This window comes from Peptoclostridium litorale DSM 5388 (assembly GCF_900141635.1).
GTDB classification, from domain to species: domain Bacteria; phylum Bacillota; class Clostridia; order Peptostreptococcales; family Peptostreptococcaceae; genus Peptoclostridium; species Peptoclostridium litorale.
Genome location: NZ_FSRH01000009.1, coordinates 76985 through 102799 on the forward strand (window position 1 = coordinate 76985; position 25815 = coordinate 102799).

Sequence of the window (25815 nt, forward strand, 5' to 3'; positions counted from 1 at the left end):
TCCCCTGTTAATTTTTCATATTAAGCTTCAAGTATCTGAACCCTGTTTTTCCTCGCCACCTGGTGTATTCTGTTCAAATCGTATTCATATACCCTTATGTATGCTTTTTCAGCATCTACGTCCCTTGTCTCTATTGTCATATTATATCTTTTAAGCGTGTCAATGAATCTCTTGAGTTTATCATCGCCGTCCTTTATTATCTTAAGCAGTTTCAATAAAATACACCCCTTTTTAATATTTCTGGTTTCCTAATCAACATTCGTAGTATCCCCTTGTATAATGCTCATGAGCTTAGTAATTTTATACCCTCAAAGCCTTTTTTAAAACTGTTTTTAAAGTATAATTTTTATACATAAGAAATTTCTATGCAAATACCCTTTTGATTCACAATCCCTATCTTATTACATAAACCGGCACAGATGAATGGTGTACAACCTTGTCTGTAACGCTTCCCATCCTAAATCTCTTTGTAAATCCCATGCCGTGTGTACACATTATAGTCAGGTCGAATTTTTCATTCTTGGATACTTCCACTATAATCTCTGCCGGGTCTCCCAAAAGCACTCTGGCGCTCGCATTTACGTCCCTTTCCAAAAAATAATCCATAGCCCTTTTGGCGGTCTCTTCTCCTCTTATTTCGTGGTTGGCATCGTCTTTTTCAACTGTGTCCGACTGGTATATCCCCTCGTTGTCATATGCAAGTTCTACCGAACTCGGCACATGCTTAGGCTGGACATTGAGAACTAAAATCTCCGCGTCATACGCTTTGGAAAGCTCCAATGCGTATTCATACGCCTTCATTCCAAATTCAGAGCCATCCACAGGCAGTAGTATTTTTTTTATCATATCTGTCTCCCCCCTTATATTATCAAAATATTATTTGCATATACGACTATTTATGATTCCAATAGAGTCTTTGAGGTATAATATATATATAACCAATAAATACATATAATCACGCTCAATAAGTATTTATTTAAATAGGATACTTTGATTGCTCCATATACAGGGAGGGGTTTTTTATGATTCTTAAAATTTCCGCCATACTGTGGTCTCTCATAGGCTTTTTTACGGGGTCCATTGAGGTTTTTTTTGCAGGAGGAGTGGCATGTATAGCTCTGGATATAATAAAGCTTTCAATAGGCGCTTCTAATATGTGGACTGTGTTTCTCACCTATACAGCCGGATATATTTTCATAGGCTCTTGGGCGGGGATACTTTTCGCGTCTATAATAAACAATACCGTCGAAATGATTACTCCAAGAATCAAGGAACTACAATCATACCGCGCAGAGCTAAAATAGATATACTTGAAAAGCCGGCACAAATGTGCCGGCTTTATTTTCCAAATCTATACTTGTATGCATCCTTTTTCTTCGCCGTTTATCACCCAGTAGCACCTGCTTTCATCTGCATTATAGTACATCTGAAGGGTCTTTATATCTTTTATCAGCCTGCCCTGTTCCATCCAAGAATCCTTTATAGTCCTTACAATGTCGTTTTTGCAAACCTGCAAACCTTTGTGCTGTACAAAAAAATCAGTCTTCATTTCCAAAATCCTCCTTGCATTTCCATTTGTTTTAAAATTAAATTTAAAAAACCATATTGCAAAACGGCATGTTATGTTATATCGAAGGCCCAAAATCCATTTGGGCCTTCTTTTTATTTTCAGGCCTGCTATTGCACCGTATACTGTTCAGATTTGTAATACAGCCTTACCTTATTACCATAACTGGCACAGTTGCAGTGTGAACAACCTTGTTTGTAACACTTCCCATTGTGAATCGCTTAATCCCACCCATCCCATGAGTGCACATTATGATCGCATCACAATCATCTCTGTCAGCTATCTCTATTATGGCCTCCGCCGGTATCCCAAATGCCACTACCACATCAATATCTACCCCTGGAGAGTTTTCCTCTATATAGCGCTTTGCCTCCTCAACTATGGCGGCTCCCTTGACCTCGTGCTCGTCTGTATGTATGCCCTTGTTGTCCGGCTCTATCCGTCCGGATTCATAAGTCTTTTCAAGCGGCCTTGGATGAAGGCTTTCCTGCGGAGACAGTGTTTCAGTTATCCTGTAGTATGTAACGCCCACTATCAGCGGTATATACCCTTCCTGAACATTGAGCAGCAGTATTTTAGAACCGTATTTTTCGGCAATGCTACTTGCATAGTCAAGAGCCTTGAAGCAGTGCTTTGAACCATCAACTGGCACGAGTATCTTTTTCATCCCAATCCCTCCATTCATGTTATGAAAACTTTGTTTTATTCTCATATGCTATGTATACCACAAATCTCGCTTATAATTCATGAAATGGATACTACTAGTATCAATCAATTTGTTTTATGGAATTCCGCCGCCTCTAATCTGCACTCTCACGCCAGAGAGAGCGTATGTTGCGGCATGTTCATCGTTATTTTAGAAGCTCAGTTTTTTCAAAAAATATAAAAGGAAGCCCGAAAGGGCTTCCCTGAATTGCTTTGTTTTCATATGGATGCTTTTGATTATTCACCCATGAAAAGTCTTACGTCGTCTTCAACTGTTCCTATGCCAGCTATTCCAAACTTTTCAACCAGCACGTTCGCAACATTCGGCGAAAGGAACGCCGGAAGCGTAGGTCCAAGGTGTATATTCTTAACCCCAAGGTATAGCAGCGCAAGAAGTACTATTACAGCCTTTTGCTCGTACCAGGCTATGTTGTAGGCTATAGGGAGCTCGTTGACATCTTCAAGCCCGAACACCTCCTTGAGCTTGAGAGCTATCACCGCCAGAGAGTAAGAGTCGTTGCACTGACCAGCATCAAGCACTCTTGGTATTCCGCCTATGTCTCCAAGGTCAAGCTTGTTGTATCTGTATTTTGCACATCCCGCAGTAAGTATCACAGTGTCTTTTGGAAGCGCCTTCGCAAATTCAGTGTAGTAGTTTCTGTCCTTCATCCTTCCGTCGCAGCCTGCCATTACAAAGAATTTCTTTATGGCCCCGCTTTTCACAGCTTCCACGACCTTGTCCGCAAGGGCGATAACCTGATTGTGAGCGAATCCGCCGACTATTTCTCCACTTTCTATTTCAACAGGAGGCTTGCACTTTTTAGCGTGCTCTATTATTTCAGAGTAGTCCTTCTTTCCGTTTCCATCCTCAACTATGTGCTTGAATCCCGGGTAGCCGCATGCATTTGTAGTGTACACCCTGTCGGCGTATGAAGCGTCTTTTTTAGGCGGCACTATGCAGTTTGTAGTGAAAAGCACAGGTCCGTTGAAGCTTTCAAACTCCTCTTTTTGCATCCACCACGAGTTCCCGTAGTTTCCGTGGAAGTGAGAATATTTTTTGAAAGCAGGGTAGTAGTTTGCAGGAAGCATTTCGCTGTGAGTGTATACGTCAACGCCAGTTCCCTCTGTCTGCTCCAAAAGTGCCTGCATGTCCCTGAGGTCGTGTCCGCTTATTAGTATTCCCGGCCTGTCCCCTGCTCCTATGTTAACCTTTGTTATTTCAGGATTTCCGTAGGTCTGGGTGTTTGCCTTATCCAGTATAGCCATTGACTCTACTCCGAACTTTCCTGTCTCCATGACAAGGGCCACAAGCTCGTCAGCGCTCAAGTTGTCGTTTAGAGTATCCGCAAGCGCCTTTTCCATGAACGCAAACAGCTCCTCGTTTTCAAATCCAAGGTGCTGGGCGTGAGTAGTATAAGCCGCCATTCCCTTTACACCGTAAATTGTAAGTTCCCTTAAAGACCTTACGTCTTCATTTTCTGTCATAAGGACTCCAACTTCTTCGCCCTTCTTGTCAAAGTCCTCAGCACTAGACCCGCTCCAAAGCGCAGCGTCGTGAACCACATCTGAAAGGTCTGCGCCTGCTTTTTCGGCCATCGCCTTCAGCTCGTCCCTAAGTCTTAGGGCCTCGCCTATTCTATTTACAAAAACATCCCTGTCGAAATTCGCATTTGTTATTGTCGAAAAAAGACTTTCAGCCATGAACACCTTGATCTCATCCGTTGGCAGGCCTCCCTTCTCCCTGAGCTTCACGGCATAAATGGCCATTCCCTTTAGGGAATAGATGAGTACATCCTGAAGGTTAGCTACGTCCTCAGTCTTTCCGCATACCCCCACTTTCATTGAACATCCCTTGTTCATTGCAGTTTCTTGACATTGATAGCAAAACATACTCATACATTACTCCTCCTTATATAATATATTCAATATAAACTCGATTGATACCTGCGCATGTCCATTACATCGATGCGTCTCGATGTAAAATTTAATAGGTCGTTAATTTTCCAAACAGCTTTATTCAATACTACAACAACACCATCCATAAATCTGTAACTCGTGTTACGTTTTTAAATTATATTTAAAATTCACTGCAGTACAATTTATACCTCAAATTTTGAATGTCAATCCCATTCATATGGGATACTTTAAAAACTCCGGCAGCGCCGCAGCTCCCGCCACTCCCGCGTCATCTCCTAGCAATGCCAGCCTGACTCGCGCATGTGTGAGCTCATTGTAGAATATGCTTTTTTTCACATAAGAGTCCACCTTTTCCAGCAGAAAATCTCCTGCCCCCGACAGTCCGCCCCCTATGACTATTTCCTGGGGATCAATTACATTTATTATGTTCACTATTCCAGTAGCAAGGTATTTGCAAAGCCTGTCAAAAGCCATTAGCGAAAGGACATCCCCCCGCATTGCGGCCTGGGTTATAATCTTCGAATCCACAAGCTCAACGTCTCCCCCCGCCATATCTATTGCAACAGTGTATTCGTCTCCAGCCGAGGCTATTCTTTTAAAGTACCTGACAAGCGCACTGGCCGATGCAAAAGTCTCAAGACATCCGTTTTTTCCGCATGTGCAGTTGTAGAAGTTCTCGCCTACAACCATATGTCCAATTTCCGCCCCCGCTCCGTGAAAACCTTTCATTAGCCTCCCACCGTCTATTATCCCGCTTCCGAGTCCTGTTCCAAGCGTAAGCATTACAAAGCTTTCTTTCCCCTTCATGCTTCCAAACCTGTATTCCCCGACTGCTGCAGCATTTGAATCGTTTTCAATCACACAGTCCATCCCCGTAAGTTTTTTTATGTCATCCGAAAGTGGCACATTTCTCCAGCCGAGGTTCACACATTTTATGACATTACCATATTCATCCCCCACCCCGGGAATGGCGAGCCCCACTGCCACTTTTCGCCCCCCTTCAAAATCTTTTGAAAGAGCGTTTAAAATTATGGAAATCTCTTTGACAACCGCCCCATATCCACGCCCTCTGTTTGTGGATGCGGTGATTTTTTTTATTATGCGCCCACCATCGTCTACAATCCCAGCAGCTATATTCGTTCCCCCTATGTCCACACCTATATTCATAGCATCCTCCATATCCACAGCTTCACTCTTGGATGTATCTGAAACCAAACACATTTGGTAATTCGTAAAATTTATATAAGTATACCCCTGGAGCATTTTATTATAGGAATGACAGCAAAAATTTTTAAAAAATATAAAATATGTGTTAACCTTTTTGATTATATAGGTTATAATAGGGTATAAATATTATGTATTTTTCGTGTTTTAAACGCAAATAAGCCATACTAATACGCGCCATCACCATTTTTATTCTGTAGACATTTATAAATAAAGCAACTATATATTGATGATTTTCAAGGTGGAAGCAGTGTGCTTCCAGGCAGAACCAACATATAAATTCTTTTATATGTAAATATGATACTTTATTAAAATTTATATTGAAATTGAATACGTTTTGCTTTAGTCTATTTTAAACACTAAATTAGAAATTTCTATGAAGAAGGAGTGCTACGATGACAAGATACGTTTACAGTTTTTCAGAAGGAACAAAGGAAATGAAGAGCCTTCTTGGCGGAAAGGGCGCAAATCTTGCTGAAATGAGCAGAATAGGGCTTCCAGTTCCTTCAGGGTTCACAATAACTACAGGTGCTTGTACAGAATATTACAACCAGAATGAACAGCTTTGGGACGAACTTTTAAACGAACTAAAGGCAAAGCTTTCAGAACTCGAAGGAAAAATGGGTAAAAAACTTGGAGACTCAAAAAATCCTCTTCTTGTTTCTGTAAGATCTGGTGCTGTTATCTCAATGCCTGGTATGATGGATACAATACTAAATCTTGGGCTTAACGACGAGTCTGTGGTTGGAATAGCAAACGCTACTAATAACGAAAGACTTGCATATGACAGCTACAGAAGATTCATACAGATGTTCTCTGACGTGGCAATGGAAATACCAAAATACAATTTCGAGTCTGTGCTTGACAGAGTGAAAGACCAAAAAGGATATGAAAACGATACCGAGCTTACTGTTGAAGACCTTAAATATATAGTAGGCGAGTATAAGACCATATATAGAATGCAAACTGGAAGCGAGTTCCCTTCTGATCCTCTAGAGCAGCTTCTTACTGCTGTAAAGGCTGTGTTCAGCTCATGGAACAACCCAAGAGCAAAGACATACAGAAATCTTAATGAAATACCTCACAACCTTGGTACTGCTGTAAACGTGCAGTCTATGGTATTTGGAAACACTGGGGAAACTTCCGGAACAGGGGTTGCCTTTACAAGAAACCCTGCAACAGGTGAAAACAAGCTGTTTGGAGAATTCCTTATGAACGCTCAGGGCGAGGACGTAGTTGCCGGAATAAGAACTCCTCAATCAATAGAGCAGCTGAACGACATAATGCCTGATGTTTACAGCCAGTTCGTAGATATCACAAAGCTTCTTGAAGATCACTACAAAGACATGCAGGACATCGAGTTCACTGTTGAAGACAAAAAGCTTTATATACTTCAAACTAGAAACGGAAAGAGAACTTCTCAGGCTGCAATAAACGTGGCAGTTGACATGGTTAACGAAGGACGTATAAGCAAGGAAGATGCAATACTCAGAATAGAGCCTAACAGAATAGACGAGCTTTTACACCCTAATTTCGAAGCAAAAGCCGTAAGCGAAGCCACAGTGCTTGCAAAAGGTCTTCCGGCATCTCCTGGAGCAGCTTCAGGAAAGGTTTACTTCAACGCCGACGATGTTGTAAGATCAAAGTCAAATGGAGAAAAATCAGTACTTGTACGTCTTGAAACTTCTCCTGAAGACATAGAGGGAATGGACTGCGCCGAAGGTATACTTACTGCAAGGGGCGGAATGACTTCTCACGCAGCAGTTGTTGCAAGAGGAATGGGCAAATGCTGTATAGCAGGCTGCGGAAGCATAAAAATAGATGAAAACGCAAAGATTTTCACAGTTGGCGATGTCACTGTAAAAGAAGGCGACTACATCTCAATAGATGGCGGAAACGGAGAAGTATATCTTGGAGAGATTCCTAGAGTTGAACCTGAGCTTTCAGGAAGCTTCGAAGTGTTCATGAAGTGGGCTGACGAAGCAAGAAGACTTAAGGTAAGAACTAACGCGGACACTCCTAAGGACGCTCAAACAGCTGTAAACTTTGGAGCTGAAGGTATAGGTCTTTGTAGAACTGAGCACATGTTCTTCGACAGCGAAAGAATCCCTGTTGTTAGAGAGATGATACTTGCAAAAACTCTTGAAGCAAGAACTAAAGCGCTTGACAAGCTTCTTCCTATGCAAAGGGAAGACTTCATAGGGATATTCAAGGCTATGGGATCAAGAGCAGTTACAATAAGACTTCTCGATCCACCTCTTCACGAGTTCCTTCCACACCATGACGAGGACATAAAGCTTCTTGCTGAAAGCATGAATATATCTGAAAAAGAACTAAAGCAAAGAGTTGACGACCTTAAGGAATTCAACCCTATGCTTGGACACAGAGGATGCCGTCTTGCTGTGACATACCCAGAGATATATCAAATGCAGGCAAGAGGTATAATAGAAGGTGCGCTTTCAGTTAAGAAGGAAGGATTAGACGTAAAGCCTGAAATAATGATCCCTCTTATAGGAACTGTTCAAGAGTTCTCTTACGTTAAGGCTCTCATAACTGAAATAGCAGACAAGCTTATAGCTGAATCTGGCGTGGAGCTTGAATACCTTGTGGGAACAATGATAGAAATCCCTAGAGCTGCACTTACTGCAGATGAGATAGGAAAAGAAGCACAGTTCTTCAGCTTCGGTACTAACGACCTTACTCAGATGGGCTTCGGATTCTCTAGAGATGATGCAGGCAAATTCCTTGGAGAGTACGAGCAAAAGGGAATACTTGAAAGAGATCCATTCCAAGTGCTTGACCAAGGCGGAATAGGAAAACTTGTAAAAATGGGCTGTGAACTTGGAAGAGAAGCAAACCCTGACATTCACCTTGGAATATGTGGAGAGCACGGAGGAGAGCCTTCATCTGTTGAATTCTGTCACAGAGTTGGTCTTGACTATGTTTCATGCTCGCCATTCAGAGTGCCTATAGCAAGACTTGCAGCTGCACATGCCGCTATCAAAGAAAAATTAGGTAAATAATCAGTATCCTATACTAAAAATAATAACCCATCAGCCAAGCTGGTGGGTTTATCTTTTTAAAACCCCCGCATCTACAGATGCGGGGGTTTTAATATTCCAGTCGCATAATCAACTGGTCGTATTTTTTTATTCTTCGTCTTCGTCTTCAAAAAGCTCCATGAATCTCTTTGAAACAGCGTCAAACTCTTCATCATCTTCTATGTTGGAAAGTTCAACTCCTTCTTGGCTCTCGTTGAATCCATAAAGGAACACGTCTTCATGCCCCTGAGGAAGAAGTGCTATATACTCTTTTCCCGGGATGTTTTCAATATCGAAAACTCCAAGTGCTATGCACTTAAGGCTTGAACCGTCTTCAAGCACAAGGTCTATAGTTCTTTCGTCTTCTCCAGTGCATCCGCATTCATGATCGTGATCATGAGCACGCTCGTGTCCTGTGCAGTTGCATGCGTCTTTTTCTTCATTGCAACCGCAACCGCAGCCGCATCCATTATTTTTTTCCATAAAAATCTCCTCCAAGTCAAATTACTCATCTGATTTCCATTGACAACTCAAGGGTTTGATCAATCAGAGACATGCCTGTTTAATACACTGCAGCATATCGTCCTAAAGATTCAAGCCTGTAAAAATCGTATCTTCACTTACTCATTTAAATATACCATATTAAGCACATATGTGTATAGCTGTAACTATTATGGCAATACAATGCCGATACTAATCACTATAACTTAAATTTATCCACCTGTTCCATCATTTCTTCAGCCATTTTGCTCAACAACTGCGCCCCCGAAGAAACCTCCTCTATGGATGCACTCATTGCTTCAGCCGATGCCGCTATTTCTTCGGATGAAGCTGAAACTTCCTGCGCAACATATGAAGCATTTTTTACCTTTTCTAAAATCTCCTCTTTTTTGCCATTTATACTGGAAGCCAGCAAGTTAACAGTCTCAATTTCGGGCACAACCATCTCCACTCCTTCAATAATCTTTTCAAACGAATCCATGGCTGTATTTATAACACCGGTCTGATTTTTGAACTCTCCCTTAATCAGTTCCGTCGTATCAATCATTGTGTTCATATCCTTAGATATCATATCCACTAAAACATTTATGCTTTCCGCAGATGCTTTTGATTGCTCTGCAAGGGTTCTTATCTCCCCTGCCACTACTGCAAATCCATTTCCATGTTCTCCAGCCCTTGCAGCTTCAATAGATGCGTTAAGAGCCAGCAAATTAGTCTTTTCGGCAATACCATTTATGACATTTGTCATCTGATTTATCTTTCCCATATTTTCACCGAAATCTGAAACCTTGACAACAAAATCATCAAATGAAGCTCTCACTTTTCCTACTGACTCCACAAGTGCCTCCATGCTTTCGCTGCTTTCAAAAGCCAGATTCCGAGCCTCCTTGGCACTTGAGTCAACTTCTTGTATCGACTTTGCAATTCCGCCTATTTCTTCTCCAAATCTAGTATACCTGCACTTTCTCAATTGTGGTTTTCAAATCGTCCACTTTAATGTCTATCCCCATAACCCCAAGCAGAATTCCTTCTTTTCACTTTAAAAAGTCCATCCTTGCAAGTCAATAATTTCACAGTCTGCTCAATAAAAAATGACCCCTATGAACTCATTTGAAATTCACGACGGCCATTTGTTCCACGCGAATCATGTTTTTATGTTCTTGGGGATTTCAAACCAGAATTCGACGCCTTCGTCCCTGTTAAAGACCCCGTAGCTCCCAGAGTGGATATTAATTATCTCTCTCACTATCGAAAGCCCGAGTCCGCTTCCACCCTTACTTCTGCTTCTCGCCTTGTCAAGTTTGTAAAAAGAGCTCCATATCATGTCAATCTCATCTTCAGGTATGCTGCTTCCCGAGTTGTATACGCCAAATCTTACAGCTTCCTCCTTTTCTTCGACTGCAGCCTCTATTTCGCCACCTTCCCGCACGTTTTTTATGGCGTTTTGAATATAGTTGAGAATAGCTCTTTCTATTTTCCCCCGGTCTGCAAACACAACAAAATCCTCGCCTTTTATATCCGTTTTTATCTCTACATTTTTTCCCCCTGCCATCAAGCTGTGCTTTTTGGATATTTCGACTGCAATCTCAACCATGTCAAACTCCGACATTTTCATTTCAGCCTTTCCCGACTCGAGCCTCGAAAGCTCCAAAAGCTCGTTTACCAGGCTTCCCATCCTTCCCGACTCGTCCTGTATGACTTCGCAGTAGAAGTTTTTCCGCTCATCGTCGGCGACATTATCCATAAGGCCTTCGCTATAGCCTTGTATGAGAGCAACCGGAGTCTTGAGTTCATGCGATACGGCAGATATGAAGTCCTTTCTCATTTTGTCTATCTTCTTTTCCTTTTCTATTTCAAGCTTCAGCTGCTCATTTGCGCTGTTAAGGCTGCCTATTACAGCTTCAAGCCTGGATGACATGCTGTTTATGCTCTTTCCAAGCCTTCCTATTTCATCACGGCGCTCCCCCTCATACCTCGCTTTAAAGTCAAGGTTTTCAACTGAATTTGCAACCTCTCCTATCTTCCTTATAGGATCGGCTATGCTTCTCGCCATGAAATAAGATACAGCCAGCCCTATCAAAAGGGCCACCGATGACACATATATCGAAAACCGCTGGTTTGCATATACATTTTCCCTAATAGCCCCCATTGACGACTGGGCTATTACTACATATCCATTTTCAAGCCTTCTTGCATAGGTCAAAAACTGGGCTCCCAGCATGGGATGCTCGTATATTCCAAACAGTTCACCTTTCTCTTCCATGGCACTTACTATTTCTCTGCTTACCCCCGCCATTCCGCCCTGTCCCATCATGGCTCCCCTGCCAAAGCTTTCGGGATACACAGTTTCATAATCCACAGTCAGGATATGAAATTTAATACCCTTCTCCTCTTCAATCTCTGAAATTCGGGCATGAATTTCCGTCTGTGCATAGCCCTCGCCTATAATCTCTTCTATATTAATTATACCGCTTTGGAGCTGCCCCTTTTTTATGCCCGTGTAATATCTTTCAAAATACACCGAATTCAAAATCAAAAATAGCACAAGTATTGAGCATACTATCCCTGTGGTATATACAAACAGCCTCGCCATTATGGATTTTTTCATATCTGTCCTCCGAATCTGTATCCAATTCCCCTTACAGTCTGTATAAGGACTGCGCTTTCTCCAATCTTCATCCTGAGTCTTTTTATGTGAGTATCCACAGTCCTCAGGTCGCCGTAATAGTCATACCCCCATACGCCATCGAGTATTTGCTCCCTCGACAGGGCTATGCCCTTGTTCTTGACAAGATATATCAAAAGCTCGTATTCCTTTGGAGTGAGCTCTGCTATTTGCCCGTTTACACTTACAATATGCGCAGATGTGTCTATGACTATTGCCCCTATGCTTATTTCATCATTCGAAAGCGGTGAGGTCCTTGAAAGAAGGGCCTTTATCCTTGCCACAAGGATTTTGAGGCTGAAAGGCTTTGTTATATACTCGTCTACGCCCAGTTCAAACCCGAACAGCTCGTCAGACTCTTCGGATCTTGCCGTCAGCATCACAATGGGTACATTTGAGCTTTTCCTTATGTTCCTGCATACCGTCCAACCGTCATATTTTGGAAGCATTATGTCAAGGACCACAAGGTCCAGGTCATTTTGCTCGAATATATCAAGAGCCTGCTGGCCATCCCCTGCCTCAAGTATCTCAAAACCTTCTCGTTTCAGGTAATCCGATATGAGCATCCTCATCCTGACTTCGTCTTCCACTATTAGAATCTTCTGCCCGTTCAAAAAACCACCTCCAGCTACATTTAATACAATTAGTATACCCCATTTTCCAGAATACAGCTGCCTGATTTGTACCTGCAAATGCCTCGCCTAAAGTTTCATATCCTTCTGAAATTATATATCCCCGCAACCCAAAAGAGAACCCATGCGGGTTCTCTTTAATCTAAATATTATTTTTCCTCAAACTGTCTAAGTCCCTGGCCTTGTCCAAATCCCTTGCTCGCTCCTCTTCCCTGGCCCAATCCTCGTCCTTGACCTCCGAAGCCGCACTGTCCATTTCCACAGCCGCCGTTTCCTCTTCCAAGTCCAAATCCATTTTGCCCTGGATTAGTTCCATCGCACTCTTCCATTCTCTGGAGCATTAAATCAGCCTGTTCCCTGGTTAAAGTTCCATCTTCAACCCTCTCTTCGAGAAGCGCTTTTCTGTTTTCAAGAAGCTGCTCCTTGAACTCTTCGTATTTCCCTTCTTCTTGGGCAAGCTCTCCGTAAGTCTTTCCGCTTTGCCTGTCCTCATAGGCCTCTTCAACCGTCTTTCCTGTAACATCTGAATAAACCTGCGCCGGTGTCATAACCGAATCGGCAAATGCTACCGCGCCAAGTGATATGACCATCACTCCACCTATTATAATCTTAGTCAATTTTTTAAGTTTTTTCATTATACACATCTCCTTTCAAAATTTTAAGCCTGCCGCCCAATATACAAATCAAAAATATCCGTTTCATCTGCTAAGTAAGTGTCCTTGCCCTTGTCTGCCCTGTCTATTTGAAGCGGCTTATTTTTATTTGTTACTCTCATTATGCCCACCTTTTGTGACAATACTGTGAACAAACAATGAATAATTTGACAAAAAACGTTTGCTTTAAAAATGCTATTGTGTTATCATCTAACTGTAATTTGAATTTAATGTTTTTTAAAGAACTAGGGGTGCCGGATAGACCGGCTGAGATAAAGATGCATTTCTTTAACCCTCAACCTGATCTGGATAATGCCAGCGTAGGGAAGTTTGGGCGATGATGTGCATTACACTCAAAGCATAAATCCTTATACTGGGTTTGTGCTTTTTTTATTTCACAAATCCTTTTCGCTAAAATTTCTCTCCCGACTTTATGCCAGCATTCGGCAAATTTGAAACTTTTTTCAATTTCAAGCGAAGGAGAAGATCATATGAATGTCAGAAAACTCACCTTTTCAGCACTTCTTGTGGCAATAGGCACCATAACGGGACACATGGTATATATCCCCGTGGGCGTTGCCAAATGTTTCCCAATGCAGCACACAATAAATGTAATATCGGCAGTTCTTCTTGGCCCCTGGTATTCATTGGCGAACGCATTTTTGATATCGCTACTCAGGAACATACTCGGCACAGGTTCCCCTCTCGCGTTCCCAGGAAGCATGATAGGAGCGGCTATTGCATCGTTTGCATACCTAAAGTCAAGAAACATGTATTTCGCTGCAGCCGGCGAGATTGCAGGCACTGGAATAATAGGGGCTCTTCTTTCATTCCCCATGGCATACTTCATAATGGGCAAACAGGTCGGAGCGCTGTTTTTCATAATTCCATTTACGGCAAGTACAATAGGGGGAAGCCTCATAGCTCTTGCTATTTTGAAATCCGCACAGTTTTCAGGAGTTTTCAAGAGCATAAAAGCCGCAAGATAGAGTTTGTAGAAATAATTCAAACAGATTCACCGGCCCCAGAGCCTGAATTATATAAAATCAAACGTTAGACATCATATACAAAATCGAAAAGGAGAATATATCATGAAAAACTACACGACTCAAATGGATGCCGCAAGAAAAGGCATAATCACAAAAGAAATTGAAGCAGTTGCAAAAAAGGAGAGAATGGAAACTTCAAAGCTTATGGAGCTGGTTGCAAGCGGAAGGGTTGCAATTCCTGCCAACAAAAACCACGTATCTTTAAGCCCTGAAGGCGTTGGAGAAGGGCTTAGGACTAAAATAAACGTAAACCTTGGAATTTCAAAGGACTGCCGCTGCATAGACACTGAGCTTGAAAAAGTTCAAAAGGCAATAGACATGAAGGCTGAAGCCATAATGGACCTTAGCTCTTTCGGAAAGACCGAAGAGTTCAGAAAAAGAGTCGTAGAAATGTCTCCTGCAATGATAGGAACAGTTCCAATGTACGATGCTGTAGGCTTTTACGACAAGGAACTTAAAGATATAACTGCATCAGAATTTTTGGACGTCGTGAAAAAGCACGCTGAAGACGGAGTTGACTTCATGACTATACACGCCGGAGTCAACAGGGAAACTGCCCACATATTCAAGAGAAATTCAAGACTTACAAACATAGTTTCAAGAGGAGGATCTCTTCTTTACGCATGGATGGAGCTTACAGGAAACGAAAACCCATTCTATGAGTACTACGACGAGCTTCTTGACATTTGTGCGCAGTACGACGTTACAATAAGCCTTGGAGACGCATGCAGACCTGGAAGCATAGCCGACTCTACAGACGCAAGCCAGATAAAGGAGCTCATTCTGCTTGGAGAGCTTACAAAGAGAGCCTGGGAGAAGAACGTTCAGATAATAGTTGAAGGACCTGGACACATGAGCCTTAACGAAATACAGTCAAACATGCTTCTTCAAAAGAAACTTTGCCACGGAGCGCCATTCTATGTGCTTGGACCTATAGTTACAGACGTGGCTCCAGGATACGACCACATAACAAGCGCGATAGGGGGAGCCATAGCTGCGGCAAGCGGAGCAGACTTTTTATGTTATGTAACACCTGCAGAGCACCTTAGACTGCCTGACCTTGACGACATGAAGGAAGGTATAATAGCTTCAAGAATAGCAGCTCACGCAGCTGACATAGCAAAGGGAATACCTGGTGCAAGAGACTGGGACAACAGCATGAGCAAGGCTAGAGCCGAGCTTGACTGGGAGAAGATGTTCGAGCTTTCAATGGACCCTGAAAAGGCTAGAAGATATAGAGCATCATCTGTTCCTGCACATGAGGACTCATGCACAATGTGCGGAAAGATGTGCGCCGTGAGAACCATGAACAGGGTTATGGCAGGCAAGGATATAAACATCCTTAGGAATGACGACTAATAAAAGCCAAACAGCTCAACTAATACACTACCTAAAATGTACACATTCCCTTTCCATATGGTATTATATAGTCATGGCTTAAAATACATATGGATGGTGATATTATGACTATATACTCTTGGAATGTAAACGGGCTAAGGTCCATTGCAAAAAAGGGCTTTTTCGAGTGGATTGGCACTACCGCCCCCGATATACTATGCCTTCAGGAGACAAAGGCCCATATAGAACAACTCGAAGACAGCCTGATAAACATACCAGGCTACTTCTCGTATTTCTGCTCTGGAAAAAGAAAGGGCTACAGCGGGGTGGCGCTTTACTCCAAAGTCGAGCCTAATCTTGTGGAGTATGGAATAGGCATAGAACGATTTGACGAGGAGGGCAGGATAATAATCGCCCATTACGACGAGTTCATCCTTTTGAACATATATTTTCCAAACGGCCAAAAGGACGATGACAGGCTTTCATACAAGCTTGAATTCTATGATGCAGTGCTCGAATACTGCAACGGCCTGAGGTCAAATGGCAAAAAACTCGTGATATGCGGGGACTACAACACGGCCCACAGGGAGATAGACCTTAAAAATCCAAAGGCAAATTCAAAGACTTCCGGATTTTTACCTGTCGAAAGGGAGTGGATTGACAAGCTCATACAAAACGGATATGTCGATACTTTCAGGCATTTTCACCCTGAGCAGGTCAAGTATTCGTGGTGGAGCTACAGGTTCAAGGCAAGGGAGAGAAATGCGGGCTGGAGAATAGACTACCATTTCGTATCTGATGACATGATTGACATGGTCAAAGGCGCAGACATTCTAGATGAAGTGCACGGCTCAGACCACTGCCCAGTAGTCCTCTCCATATAGCTCGAATCATCATTAAGACACCATCAAAAAAGAAAGTCCTAAGACTTTCTTTCAAATGCTAGTATACGTGAGGCTGCTCGTCAAATTCCGAGTAGTCCTCTTTTTTATCCTTTATCTCTTCATATGCCTTTTGGAGCTGCTCTATGTGAATATTAACAATGCCCTGTATCTCCTGCTCCATCTTCTCATCATCTTCGTCCATTTCAAGCCTTATGGCCCATACTGGATTGAAGTAAGAATCATCCTCTTCAACACTCTTTGCCTTTTCCTCTATCTCAGAGATGTCATAGTAGTCAAATACAGCCACAAACTCCCAGTCCTCAAGGTCTTTGTCTGTTGTAAGCCTCATAACTATATCGTAGCCCTCATCTGCCTTTTCGGCATATATTCCGCCTATTATCTCTCCGTTTTTCTCTATGTCATAGCTTGTTATTTCTTTTTCCAAAATCCCAGTTTCAATGTCTTTTTCCATAACTATCATTCTAAATGGCTCCATATGCTAAGTCTCCTTTAGAATTATTCTTCGTCAAAATATGAATCGTACTCTTCAACAACTCTTTCAAATTCGTCTTCGTCTTCTACAGCTTCATATCTGAATTTTCCGTCTTCCTCTATCTTCCTGTACACGTATGCGTCATCCTCGTCTCCCGGATCTGCAAGAAGCACGTATACAACACCTTCCATCTCTAATTCTTCTACAAGTTCAAATTCAACGTCGTTTCCATTTTCATCCTTAAGTATTACCATGTTTTTTTCTTCCATTGTAGTCCTCCTAAAATATTTTTATGCCGCCAAGACAATTATATTATCCCTACCGCCACATGTACACAGATATTTTAACTCTACTCTTTCCTTTGAAGCATTACAAGCGAATCCTCGACATATTTCCTGTCCTTGAACTCCAAAAGTGCGGCCTGTCCCTTTTTATAGTGCACCTGCCTTCCGGTTATATCGCTCGTCCATTCGCTCACATTAGGCTCATGCCCCACCACTATAAGGCAGTCCGTTCCATCAAGCTGTTTCATCTCCTCAATAAGTTGAAGTGAAGTTCCGTTTTCGATAAAATCCTTCTGCTGAATATAGTGTATATCCAAAACGTCTTCTATTATCTTTGCCGTCTGCCAAGCCCTTGTAAGAGGACTTGTCCATATATATACATTGCTGCATCTTGTCACAAGAGGTTTTATCTGCAGTGCGGTGTTTTCAGCCTGTTCTACGCCCTTTGACACAAGCTCTCTTTTTGAATCGTCCTTAACGCTGCCCCTTTCCTGGGCCGTTGCATGCCTTACTATTACAAGTCTCATATTTATCACCCCTTTTCATCAATGCACTCTTTTTTTGCCATTATATGGTTTAAATTACCCCTATAAATATAATTTAAACCGCATCAGACAACTCTTATATAACTACTATATTCCAAAAGTCGAAAGGTGTCAAAAAAACAGCCCCATAAGTTAGTTTTCCCTTATGAGGCTTGTGTATAGAGTTATTTTTTCATCTATTGATGTTTTGAGCTTTTCGTAGTAATCAGGCTTATCATCCTGGCCCTGTATCATTTCAAACAGCATGTCCATCCTGTCTGCGGCTATTTCTTGCATGGTTTATATTCCCTCCTGTGCATCTTATAGGATATATATACCCTTTTGGATTGATAAAACACATTTTCATGCATCTCTATGCGAAAAGCTATATTACCTCCCTGACAGGCGGATTGAATTTAGGGGTGAAGTCGTCCACAAGCAGTGGATTGTCGTAATTTTTGAGCATTAGAAGGTTTCCAACATATTCATGATATTTTTTGAAAAGTGAGCTTGAGTTCAGCTTGGATATGTTGATTTCAAGCACCACGCTGTTTTCATATCCCATTGAGTCCAAGTATTTCATGGCCTTTATAAAGTCCGTATTGAAATGGTAGAATGGGCAGTGGTCGCTTCCTTGCACATCGTGTATGTGTATGTTGCTTATTCTGGATTCAAGGCCTTTTTCAAGCCTGTATGAATGGTTGTTTGACGCAACCTCGTGGCCTATGTCCCAGCAAAGCCCCATATGACTGTTTTTTATTATACTTGATATATGGTTTGTGCCAAGCCTTATATGATTTTTTGTGCTGTTTAGGTTTTCAAGGCTCGGGTTTATGGCAAGGCCTTTTGAATCTATTTCATGCAGAAGCATATTTACATATTCAGCAGTATTTTTCACTGCTTCCATCTCGCTATGGCCGCTCATCGGATGGAAAACAACGTCTACTTTGCCTCCCATTATGCCCGCAATCTCGTTGTAAAATCTCAGCATACGGGCTATTTTTTCCCTGTCGTTAAAATGCCCTTCAGGATTTGGCGCATGCACCTGGAGTATCATGCCCTCTTCCTTCAGAGTCCTTGCCATTCTTTCCATGTATGCCCTTTCGAATTCACAAAATACATCTACATTCAGTTCTATGCCGTCAACGGCGTTTGAAATGTCTGCGCACTTCATTATCTGCACAAGCATTTCAGGCGCGCAGTCAAATCCAATATGGTTTATGCTTATAAGGAAATTCAATCTTTTCTCCTCCTCTTTATATACAATCAACAGCTTTTCCAATTAAAGATTAATATAATAAGAAGTCTCTTTCAAGCACATTTACATACTTTTAAAGCTTTTTAACGTCCTCTTAACACCTACGTAATATTTTCTTAAAGATACGGCTGTAAAATGGACTCAGAAATAAAAATAAAAATGAGGAGAGTGATATTATGAAAATCAATTTGTGCATAGACATAGACGGTACTGTAACAGAGCCTTACTACTGGCTTGAAAGAGCAAACAGCCATTTCGGATGCGATATTAAGCCCTGTGATGTTACAAGCTATGAAATCCATAAGGTAATAGGCGTAAGCGATAAGGAGTATGTTGAATTTTACAATCAGTGCTGCCACGAGCTTCACATGGAATCTGAAATAAGAGAACATTCAAAGGACATCATATCCAGACTGTCGTCATTTTGCAGTGTAAACTATGTGACTGCAAGGCAAAAATCACTTGAACTTACTACTGAAAATTGGCTTAAAAAGCACGACATAATGCTTGGAAGCCTTCATCTTCTTGGTTCCCACTACAAGGTTGAAAAAGCAAGAGAACTCGACTGTGACATATTCATAGAGGACAGGTATGAAAACGCCGTGGAGATTTCAAATGCCGGATTCGATGTGCTTCTTATAAACTGCGAATATAACAAGGGACCTCTTCCTGAAAATGCAAAGCGCGTATACGACTGGCACCAGATAGAAATCGAAATCAATAGATACGCCCAAAAGATCAAAAGTAAAAAGCAGGAGATAGCTTAGAGTCATCTCCTGCCGTGCTAGCAAGATGTCTTTGTCTGGACGTCTTTTTTTATGCCTGCAAATTTTCATATAGCTATTTTTAACCTCCAGTTTACAAACTTAACATGGATTCAATCCTATAAATGTCCCTTTTTTTATAAAATATACTTAGAGGTGAATATCATGGACGTTGTCGGACAAGAAAGAAGACAAAAAAGATTTAACGAATTCAAAAGAATTCTAGAGACCGCAGACATTACAACTGTGTTCCAGCCAATTGTGTCGCTAAAAAACGGAAATACAATAGGATATGAGGCTCTCAGCAGAGGCCCATTGGATTCAGAACTCACTTCTCCAGAAGTTCTGTTCAGGACCGCCGACGAGCTTTCAATGGTTTGGGACCTCGAGCTGCTATGCAGGACAAAGGCGATTGAAAGATCCCAGTGCATAAAGTCCGACAAATACCTTTTTATAAATATAGACCCAAACATAATAAAAGACGAGAAGTTCAGGAGAGGCTTTACAAAGGAGTTCCTAAGAAACCACAATATATCTCCAAAATCGATAATATTCGAAATAACCGAAAGGACTGCCATAGAAGACTATGCGGCATTTTGCGACGTATTGAAAAACTACACGGGGCAGGGCTATAAGATAGCCATAGACGACATGGGGGCCGGATATTCCGGGCTTAAGACAATAACAAAGACAAGACCCCACTACATAAAAATAGACATGGAGCTAATAAGGGGCATAGACAGGGACTCTTTCAAACAGGCCCTTATAAAAAACTTCGTCAACCTTTCCATCTCTACAAATATAAATATAATAGCCGAAGGCATAGAAACGGAAGAAGAGCTTCAAACGCTAATAAGGCTCGGAGTGTATGCCGGGCAGGGGTATTTCCTACAGCGCCCTGCCGGGACTTTCCTTGAAATACCCGAAGTCATAAAAAACAAGATAGCCAAATACAACTCGCTTTCAAACAACGTGTTTGACTACAGCAGCACTTATCACTATATCGGAGCCATAACAGAAGAACAGCAAGCCCTTGGACAGGACACTCTGTGCATTGATGTGAAAAGACATCTGGACGAAAACATTCTCGACGGGGTGTGCCTGGTTGAAGACGAAATACCCAAGGGTCTTATAATGCAAAACAACCTCAATTCCGCAATGGCAAAGCAGTACGGAATACCTCTGTACTCCAGAAAACCCATATCACTTATAATGGATTACAATCCCCTGATAGTGGACTATTACACCCCCATAAATACTGTTTCCGAACTCGCCATGGACAGGGATAGCGCCAGGATATACGACTGCATAATTATCACAAAAGGGTTCAAATACAGCGGCCTAGTGTCCATAAAAAAACTTCTCCAGTACACAACCGCAATGGAAAAGAGCTATGCCAGAGAACTCAACCCCCTTACAGGGCTTGCGGGAAATGTAATAATAAACAGGGTTTTAACGGATACTATAAGCTACAGCAAAAACTGCTGCATAGTGTATGCGGACCTCGACAATTTCAAATCATATAATGACGTGTACGGATTTGAAAACGGAGACAAGATAATAAAGCTAGCCGCCAATATAATAGAAAAACGAGTTAAGTCAAAACATCCGTTTAACTGCTTTGTAGGACATATAGGCGGCGATGACTTTCTTTTCATCACAGAAGGCGGTATTGAGGATTCAAATCTCCTGTGCTGGGACATAATAGATGATTTCGACAAAGAGGTTCTCCAGTTTTTCAATGAGCTGGACAAAAACAACGGCTTCATAGAGACATGGGACAGAAGCGGAAAAACCGTGAGGTTCGACCTCACTTCCATATCGCTTGCAGGATTTTCAGGTGACCCTAGCAGCTTCAACGGGCCCGACCATATCTCAAATCACATGACAAAGCTGAAAAAGAGGGTCAAAAAACTTCCCGGAAGCAATTATGTAATATTCGAATAAGTTGTTGAGTAACCAAATCACCAATGAAAATCAAAACGAAGGCAATCTCATTCAAATGATATCGCCTTCGTTTTTCACCAACTGTATTCATCGCTTAATAGCTATTTACTTTCACTCGATTCCGGCCTGCTGTCTTCGCATTATACAAGGCCTCATCCGTAAGTTCCACAAACCCTTTCAAATCACTATTCTCAAATCCGCTTAGCGTACAGGCTCCTATGCTGGCTGTAACGTAATCGGAAACAGCTGAAGATATGTGGGGGATTTTCAAATCCTCAATTGCTTTTCTAATTTGCTCTGCTACGTCGACTCCCGTATCTCTATCCGTGTCATTCAATACGACAAGAAACTCCTCCCCTCCATAGCGTGCCACAAAGTCGATTTCTTTTCGCGACATTTCATTTATCGCCCCCGCAACTGCTTTTAGGCACTCGTCGCCGGCAGGGTGTCCATAAGTGTCATTATATCCTTTGAAGTGGTCAATATCTATAAGCAACAGCGTCAGCGGCTCTTTGAGTTCCAGCGACTCAGTCCATGATTGTTCTAAATATTCGTCCAGTTTTCTTCTGTTGAACAGGCCTGTCAAACCGTCTTGATTCGACAAGAGTTCAAGTTGACAGGTCCTCTCTTTCACCTTATTCTCCAAAGTTTCGTTTATCTCTTCCAGCCTGGAGTTTGATACACTGAGCCTATCCATGTAATTTTTAACCTTGTATATCATGTCGTTAAATATATTGGTAAGCCTGCCGATTTCATCGTTCCTATTGCTGTCTATATTGATGTCAAACTCCCCGCTTATGACTTTTTCCATCGCCAATATGAGCTGATTTATGGGCTTGAGTATTATACGGCTGTATATGAGGGCTATTACGGCCGTCACCACAAATATGAGTATGAATACCGTAATCATCTTCCTTTGCATCAGTTCAACGGGCTCTGTAATTTCACCTATATAGACCCCGCTGCAAAGATACCAGTCCATGGGCTCATAGTACTTATAAATTACTATTTTATTCCTGTAGTAGAGCTCACCGGGGTTCTTCCATGGATAAACTATGCTTCCATTTTTATTTTTTATGATCTCCTGTATGAAGTGATTTCCAGCCGTGTCTACAGAATCGTAAATGCTCACCCCTTGCTGCTTTGGGTGTATTATCAGTTCGCCCTGAGAATTCATAACATGCATGTATCCCGTTTTACCTATTTCGACAGACAATATATTGTCTTTAAAATCATTTGTGTCGATAAGGTCTATGAAATCCGACTTGTATGATGTGACCGATATTATGTAATCCCACGGTTCAAAATACACCATATACAGCACCTTTTCCCGCTCCCGGTCATCAGCGGGATTCTTCCACAGGTATTCCATATAGCCTTCCTTTTTTTCAATTTGCATCATTGTAAAGTCATAATTGGAAATATCAGCCCCCCTTAAAGCAGGGTGTTCCACCAATACACCTTTTGAGTCCACAATGTATATGTATCCAGTCTCCCCTATGCTCTGGGTTTCAAAAATATTTGCTACGGCCTGCTTCGCCTCAGTTTCTGACAGTTCCCCTTTCATGAATTTGCCGTAATAAAGCTCAACAATATTCTTGTTCTTTTCCGCAATTGCTTTAAGGTAATTTTTAATGGACACATTTACAGACGAATCTATAAGATTGTATGTTGAATCTGTAAGAGTTTGAAGATTCTCCATCACCAAGCGGTTGTTCAGGTCCGATGTCATATTGTAGCTGATGACTTCCGTCAACGCGATGCATATTACCACCAGTGACATGAGAAGCAGTACTATCTGTTTTGAAAAACCCAACCTTTTCATTTGACCACCCCGCAACTTATATTTATACACTCCTTTACATAAGTATCGACAATATCATTTTACATCTTTACTCCCATAATTTCAGCAAATTATGGGAGTAAAGGTGTAAAATTGGTCGAAATGCTAAAAATGGTGTATCATTTTCCCAACGTGGGTATAACAACTCAGTAACATATGCCACTTTCCATTCTAGCTGGCACTCTTATTCACTATACTACAAACAGAGGTGATAAATATGAAAATAGGATATGCATGCATAAACCTTTCTATAGACGCCCCGACAAGCAAAAGCTGCATACTCAAAAATGCCACCGAAAAAAGGCTGAGAGATCTCATAGAAACAAACCTTTCTGGACTTGAAAATATAATACAATACAATATAAAAAAGAAAATAGGGCTTTACAGGATAAGCTCTGGCCTAATACCATTCGCATCCCATCCCGTAAACACAATCAAGTGGTGGGACGACTACAAGCCCCAGCTTGATATAATAGCGAGGCTCATTAAAGAAAGTGGGATGAGGGTTTCGATGCATCCGGGCCAGTACACCGTCCTCAACTCTCCAAAACCCGAGGTGGTAAGAAATGCCATAGCTGACCTGGAGTACCACTGCCGCATTCTAGACGCCCTTACCGATTCCAAAATCCACAAGATAATACTCCATGTGGGAGGGGTGTATGGCGACAAAAATTCTGCAGTAAATCGATTTGTCGAAAACTACAATAGTCTTTCACAGTGCATAAGGGACAGGCTTGTAATAGAAAATGATGAGAAGAGCTACAGCGCACATGACGTGCTTCATGTAAGCTCTCTCACCGGCGCGCCTGCAGTTTTTGACAATCTCCACAACAGCATAAATCCAAGTACTTACAACGAGTACAGCCTCATTCGAAAGTTCGCAAAGACTTGGAAGGCATGCGACGGGATACCCAAGATGCACTATTCCCAGCAGGACAGCTCCAAAAGGCCCGGAGCCCACTCCAAGACCATAATGCCCGACTCGTTTTTCAAGTTTACAAGCGGCCTTGAAGGCCTCGACATGGACATAATGCTAGAAGTAAAGGACAAGAACATTTCCGCCGAAAAGCTAATAGGACTGATGCGTGGGGATAAAGAGCAGATGCAGCGCGAGTGGGCAAAGTACAAATACAGCGTCATGGAGAAGTCGTATTCAGCCTACAAGGAAATCGGGAATGCAGTTGCAAAATGTCCGTCACCATCCGGCGAACTGTTCATTCGAATAAATGAGATACTGAGCCTTCCCGAAGACGCAGGGCAGGCATCAAACTCACTCGAACACGTATGGGGATACTTCAAAAAGGCAGCAGGGGACGGCGAACGGGAAAAATTCAGGGGCCTTCTTTCGTCCTATAGAAATGAAAAAACTCCCCTACACTTGGTAAAGGAGTTTTTGAGAGAGCTTTCAGTTAAATATGACGTGTCATATATTAGAGATTCCTATTATTAATTACTACTGAACCTTGACTTCAGTCCAAATCCTGTCGTATTCCTTCACGAAATCTCCAAGGTCAAGGAACACCTCGCTGCTTTTAAGCTTGTCCGTGTCAGGATATGAAACATCGCTGCTTCTAGTCTCTTCGTCGAGCATTTCCACAGTCGTTGCATTCGGCGACGAATATCCTATATATTCGGTATTCTTAAGAGCTATGTCCGGTCTCGAAAGGAAGTCTATGAACATCTCGGCTTCCTTCTTGTGCTCGCTTCCCTTTGGAATTACTATGTTGTCAAACCATATGTTTGTACCTTCCTTCGGAACGACATATTCAAGGTTTTCATTTTGTTCCATCATTGTAACGGCGTCTCCAGACCATACCACTGCAATAGCGGCCTCTTCGCCTGTCATCATTCCCTTTACCTCGTCCCCTACATAAGCAAGCACAAGAGGCTTTTGCTTTACAAGCTCAGCTTTTGCAGCCTCAAGCTCAGCTACATTTGTAGTGTTAAGCGAGTATCCAAGCTTTTTAAGAGTTATTCCTATAGAGTCCCTCTGGCTGTCAAGCATAAGTATTTCACCCTTGTACTTTTCATTCCAAAGGATGTCCCAGCCTTCAACTGGATCTGCAACCATTGTCTTGTTATATATTATCCCAAGAGTTCCCCACATGTATGGAACCGAGTATTCGTTTTCAGGGTCGAATCCAAGACTCTTGAACGAGCTGTCTATGTTCTTATAGTTTGGCACGTTTTCAAAGTCTATCTTTTCAAGCATGTCTTCCTTTACCATCTTTTCTATCATGTAGTCTGAAGGGATTGCTATATCATAGCTCGTTCCGCCGGTCTTTATCTTCACATACATGTCTTCATTAGTCGCATAAGTCTCGTAGTTAACCTCTATCCCGGTTTCCTCTTCGAACTGGCCAATCACTGATTCGTCTATGTAGTCTCCCCAGTTGTATACGTTGAGAACCACCTTGTCTCCTTTGCCTGACTGACATCCCGCAAGAGACACTGCGAATATCATAATCATTGTGATAATCGCTATAAACCTAGATACTCTTTTCATAAATACACTCCCTTTCATTT

The 25815-nt window shown here is 42.0% G+C and carries 26 protein-coding genes and 1 riboswitch; of the genes, 8 read left to right on the plus strand and 18 right to left on the minus strand.

Annotated features, from left to right (window positions below):
- Window positions 1-20: 20 nt before the first annotated feature.
- Both BUQ87_RS09535 and BUQ87_RS09540 read right to left on the minus strand, forming a co-directional pair.
- Entirely contained in the window at window positions 21-215 is a 195-nt protein-coding gene (locus BUQ87_RS09535) for a hypothetical protein (RefSeq protein WP_038261918.1), read from the minus strand.
- Window positions 216-393: 178 nt separating this feature from the next.
- Complete coding sequence (locus tag BUQ87_RS09540; protein ID WP_038261919.1) at window positions 394-846, minus strand: universal stress protein; 453 nt, start codon at window positions 844-846, stop codon at window positions 394-396.
- A 176-nt stretch (window positions 847-1022) separates the two neighbouring features.
- Between BUQ87_RS09540 and BUQ87_RS09545 the strand changes: the two genes are divergently transcribed.
- On the plus strand, window positions 1023-1304 hold the full coding sequence (locus BUQ87_RS09545; protein WP_038261921.1) for a hypothetical protein: 282 nt from the start codon (window positions 1023-1025) through the stop codon (window positions 1302-1304).
- 47 nt (window positions 1305-1351) lie between these two features.
- Here the strand turns inward: BUQ87_RS09545 and BUQ87_RS09550 are convergent, their stop codons facing one another.
- The 4 genes from BUQ87_RS09550 to BUQ87_RS09565 all read right to left on the minus strand — a co-directional run bounded on the left by BUQ87_RS09550 (window position 1352) and on the right by BUQ87_RS09565 (window position 5356).
- Window positions 1352-1549 carry a DUF6465 family protein gene (locus BUQ87_RS09550; RefSeq protein WP_052635909.1) on the minus strand — a complete coding sequence of 66 codons (198 nt, stop codon included), beginning with the start codon at window positions 1547-1549 and terminating at the stop codon, window positions 1352-1354.
- A 166-nt stretch (window positions 1550-1715) separates the two neighbouring features.
- The gene (locus tag BUQ87_RS09555; RefSeq protein ID WP_052635910.1) at window positions 1716-2234 is read right to left on the minus strand and encodes a universal stress protein; all 519 of its coding nucleotides are present in this window, start codon (window positions 2232-2234) and stop codon (window positions 1716-1718) included.
- Between the two features lie 275 nt (window positions 2235-2509).
- The gene (hcp, locus tag BUQ87_RS09560; RefSeq protein ID WP_038261923.1) at window positions 2510-4168 is read right to left on the minus strand and encodes a hydroxylamine reductase; all 1659 of its coding nucleotides are present in this window, start codon (window positions 4166-4168) and stop codon (window positions 2510-2512) included.
- A gap of 234 nt (window positions 4169-4402) precedes the next feature.
- Complete coding sequence (locus tag BUQ87_RS09565) at window positions 4403-5356, minus strand: ROK family protein (protein WP_038261926.1); 954 nt, start codon at window positions 5354-5356, stop codon at window positions 4403-4405.
- A 452-nt stretch (window positions 5357-5808) separates the two neighbouring features.
- Between BUQ87_RS09565 and ppdK the strand changes: the two genes are divergently transcribed.
- Window positions 5809-8436 carry a pyruvate, phosphate dikinase gene (ppdK, locus tag BUQ87_RS09570; RefSeq protein WP_038261928.1) on the plus strand — a complete coding sequence of 876 codons (2628 nt, stop codon included), beginning with the start codon at window positions 5809-5811 and terminating at the stop codon, window positions 8434-8436.
- A 126-nt stretch (window positions 8437-8562) separates the two neighbouring features.
- On the opposite strand, the gene BUQ87_RS09575 is transcribed toward ppdK, so the two are convergent.
- The 5 genes from BUQ87_RS09575 to BUQ87_RS09595 form a co-directional block, all read right to left on the minus strand.
- The gene (locus tag BUQ87_RS09575) at window positions 8563-8937 is read right to left on the minus strand and encodes a DUF1292 domain-containing protein (protein WP_038261930.1); all 375 of its coding nucleotides are present in this window, start codon (window positions 8935-8937) and stop codon (window positions 8563-8565) included.
- Between the two features lie 217 nt (window positions 8938-9154).
- Window positions 9155-9925 carry a methyl-accepting chemotaxis protein gene (locus tag BUQ87_RS09580; RefSeq protein WP_052635911.1) on the minus strand — a complete coding sequence of 257 codons (771 nt, stop codon included), beginning with the start codon at window positions 9923-9925 and terminating at the stop codon, window positions 9155-9157.
- Between the two features lie 174 nt (window positions 9926-10099).
- A complete protein-coding gene (locus BUQ87_RS09585) occupies window positions 10100-11563 on the minus strand; it encodes a sensor histidine kinase (RefSeq protein ID WP_052635912.1) in 1464 nt (487 codons plus the stop codon).
- Window positions 11560-12234 carry a response regulator transcription factor gene (locus BUQ87_RS09590; RefSeq protein WP_038261931.1) on the minus strand — a complete coding sequence of 225 codons (675 nt, stop codon included), beginning with the start codon at window positions 12232-12234 and terminating at the stop codon, window positions 11560-11562. The genes BUQ87_RS09585 and BUQ87_RS09590 overlap by 4 nt, the downstream gene beginning before the upstream one ends.
- 167 nt (window positions 12235-12401) lie before the next feature.
- A complete protein-coding gene (locus tag BUQ87_RS09595; RefSeq protein ID WP_038261935.1) occupies window positions 12402-12887 on the minus strand; it encodes a DUF2680 domain-containing protein in 486 nt (161 codons plus the stop codon).
- 255 nt (window positions 12888-13142) lie between these two features.
- Window positions 13143-13249: riboswitch (TPP riboswitch) on the plus strand.
- A 147-nt stretch (window positions 13250-13396) separates the two neighbouring features.
- On the opposite strand from BUQ87_RS09595, the gene thiW reads away from it, so the two are divergent.
- The 3 genes from thiW (at window position 13397) to BUQ87_RS09610 (ending at window position 16176) form a co-directional block, all read left to right on the plus strand.
- Window positions 13397-13894, plus strand: a complete 498-nt coding sequence (gene thiW / locus BUQ87_RS09600; RefSeq protein ID WP_038261938.1) for an energy coupling factor transporter S component ThiW — start codon at window positions 13397-13399, stop codon at window positions 13892-13894.
- 102 nt (window positions 13895-13996) lie between these two features.
- The gene (thiC, locus tag BUQ87_RS09605; protein ID WP_038261940.1) at window positions 13997-15313 is read left to right on the plus strand and encodes a phosphomethylpyrimidine synthase ThiC; all 1317 of its coding nucleotides are present in this window, start codon (window positions 13997-13999) and stop codon (window positions 15311-15313) included.
- Window positions 15314-15417: 104 nt separating this feature from the next.
- Window positions 15418-16176 carry an exodeoxyribonuclease III gene (locus BUQ87_RS09610; RefSeq protein WP_038261943.1) on the plus strand — a complete coding sequence of 253 codons (759 nt, stop codon included), beginning with the start codon at window positions 15418-15420 and terminating at the stop codon, window positions 16174-16176.
- A 58-nt stretch (window positions 16177-16234) separates the two neighbouring features.
- Here BUQ87_RS09610 and BUQ87_RS09615 read toward each other — a convergent pair whose 3' ends face one another.
- The 5 genes from BUQ87_RS09615 to BUQ87_RS09630 all read right to left on the minus strand — a co-directional run bounded on the left by BUQ87_RS09615 (window position 16235) and on the right by BUQ87_RS09630 (window position 18717).
- Window positions 16235-16672, minus strand: coding sequence for a DUF6762 family protein (locus BUQ87_RS09615; RefSeq protein ID WP_038261945.1), 438 nt, complete (start codon window positions 16670-16672; stop codon window positions 16235-16237).
- Window positions 16673-16692: 20 nt separating this feature from the next.
- Window positions 16693-16938, minus strand: a complete 246-nt coding sequence (locus tag BUQ87_RS09620; RefSeq protein ID WP_038261947.1) for a DUF1292 domain-containing protein — start codon at window positions 16936-16938, stop codon at window positions 16693-16695.
- 80 nt (window positions 16939-17018) lie between these two features.
- The gene (locus BUQ87_RS09625; protein ID WP_038261950.1) at window positions 17019-17480 is read right to left on the minus strand and encodes a SixA phosphatase family protein; all 462 of its coding nucleotides are present in this window, start codon (window positions 17478-17480) and stop codon (window positions 17019-17021) included.
- A 150-nt stretch (window positions 17481-17630) separates the two neighbouring features.
- Complete coding sequence (locus tag BUQ87_RS15255) at window positions 17631-17774, minus strand: hypothetical protein (RefSeq protein WP_159434312.1); 144 nt, start codon at window positions 17772-17774, stop codon at window positions 17631-17633.
- A gap of 88 nt (window positions 17775-17862) precedes the next feature.
- A complete protein-coding gene (locus BUQ87_RS09630; protein ID WP_038261952.1) occupies window positions 17863-18717 on the minus strand; it encodes a sugar phosphate isomerase/epimerase family protein in 855 nt (284 codons plus the stop codon).
- Window positions 18718-18911: 194 nt separating this feature from the next.
- On the opposite strand from BUQ87_RS09630, the gene BUQ87_RS09635 reads away from it, so the two are divergent.
- Both BUQ87_RS09635 and BUQ87_RS09640 read left to right on the plus strand, forming a co-directional pair.
- Window positions 18912-19502 (plus strand): 5' nucleotidase, NT5C type, encoded by a 591-nt coding sequence (locus tag BUQ87_RS09635; protein WP_038261955.1) that lies wholly within the window; start codon window positions 18912-18914, stop codon window positions 19500-19502.
- 162 nt (window positions 19503-19664) lie between these two features.
- Window positions 19665-21446, plus strand: coding sequence for an EAL domain-containing protein (locus BUQ87_RS09640; RefSeq protein ID WP_038261960.1), 1782 nt, complete (start codon window positions 19665-19667; stop codon window positions 21444-21446).
- A gap of 94 nt (window positions 21447-21540) precedes the next feature.
- On the opposite strand, the gene BUQ87_RS09645 is transcribed toward BUQ87_RS09640, so the two are convergent.
- Window positions 21541-23271 carry a sensor domain-containing diguanylate cyclase gene (locus BUQ87_RS09645; RefSeq protein ID WP_038261963.1) on the minus strand — a complete coding sequence of 577 codons (1731 nt, stop codon included), beginning with the start codon at window positions 23269-23271 and terminating at the stop codon, window positions 21541-21543.
- Between the two features lie 235 nt (window positions 23272-23506).
- On the opposite strand from BUQ87_RS09645, the gene uvsE reads away from it, so the two are divergent.
- A complete protein-coding gene (uvsE, locus tag BUQ87_RS09650; protein ID WP_038261966.1) occupies window positions 23507-24739 on the plus strand; it encodes a UV DNA damage repair endonuclease UvsE in 1233 nt (410 codons plus the stop codon).
- A 3-nt stretch (window positions 24740-24742) separates the two neighbouring features.
- On the opposite strand, the gene BUQ87_RS09655 is transcribed toward uvsE, so the two are convergent.
- Window positions 24743-25795, minus strand: coding sequence for an ABC transporter substrate-binding protein (locus tag BUQ87_RS09655; RefSeq protein ID WP_038261969.1), 1053 nt, complete (start codon window positions 25793-25795; stop codon window positions 24743-24745).
- Between the last annotated feature and the right edge of the window lie 20 nt (window positions 25796-25815).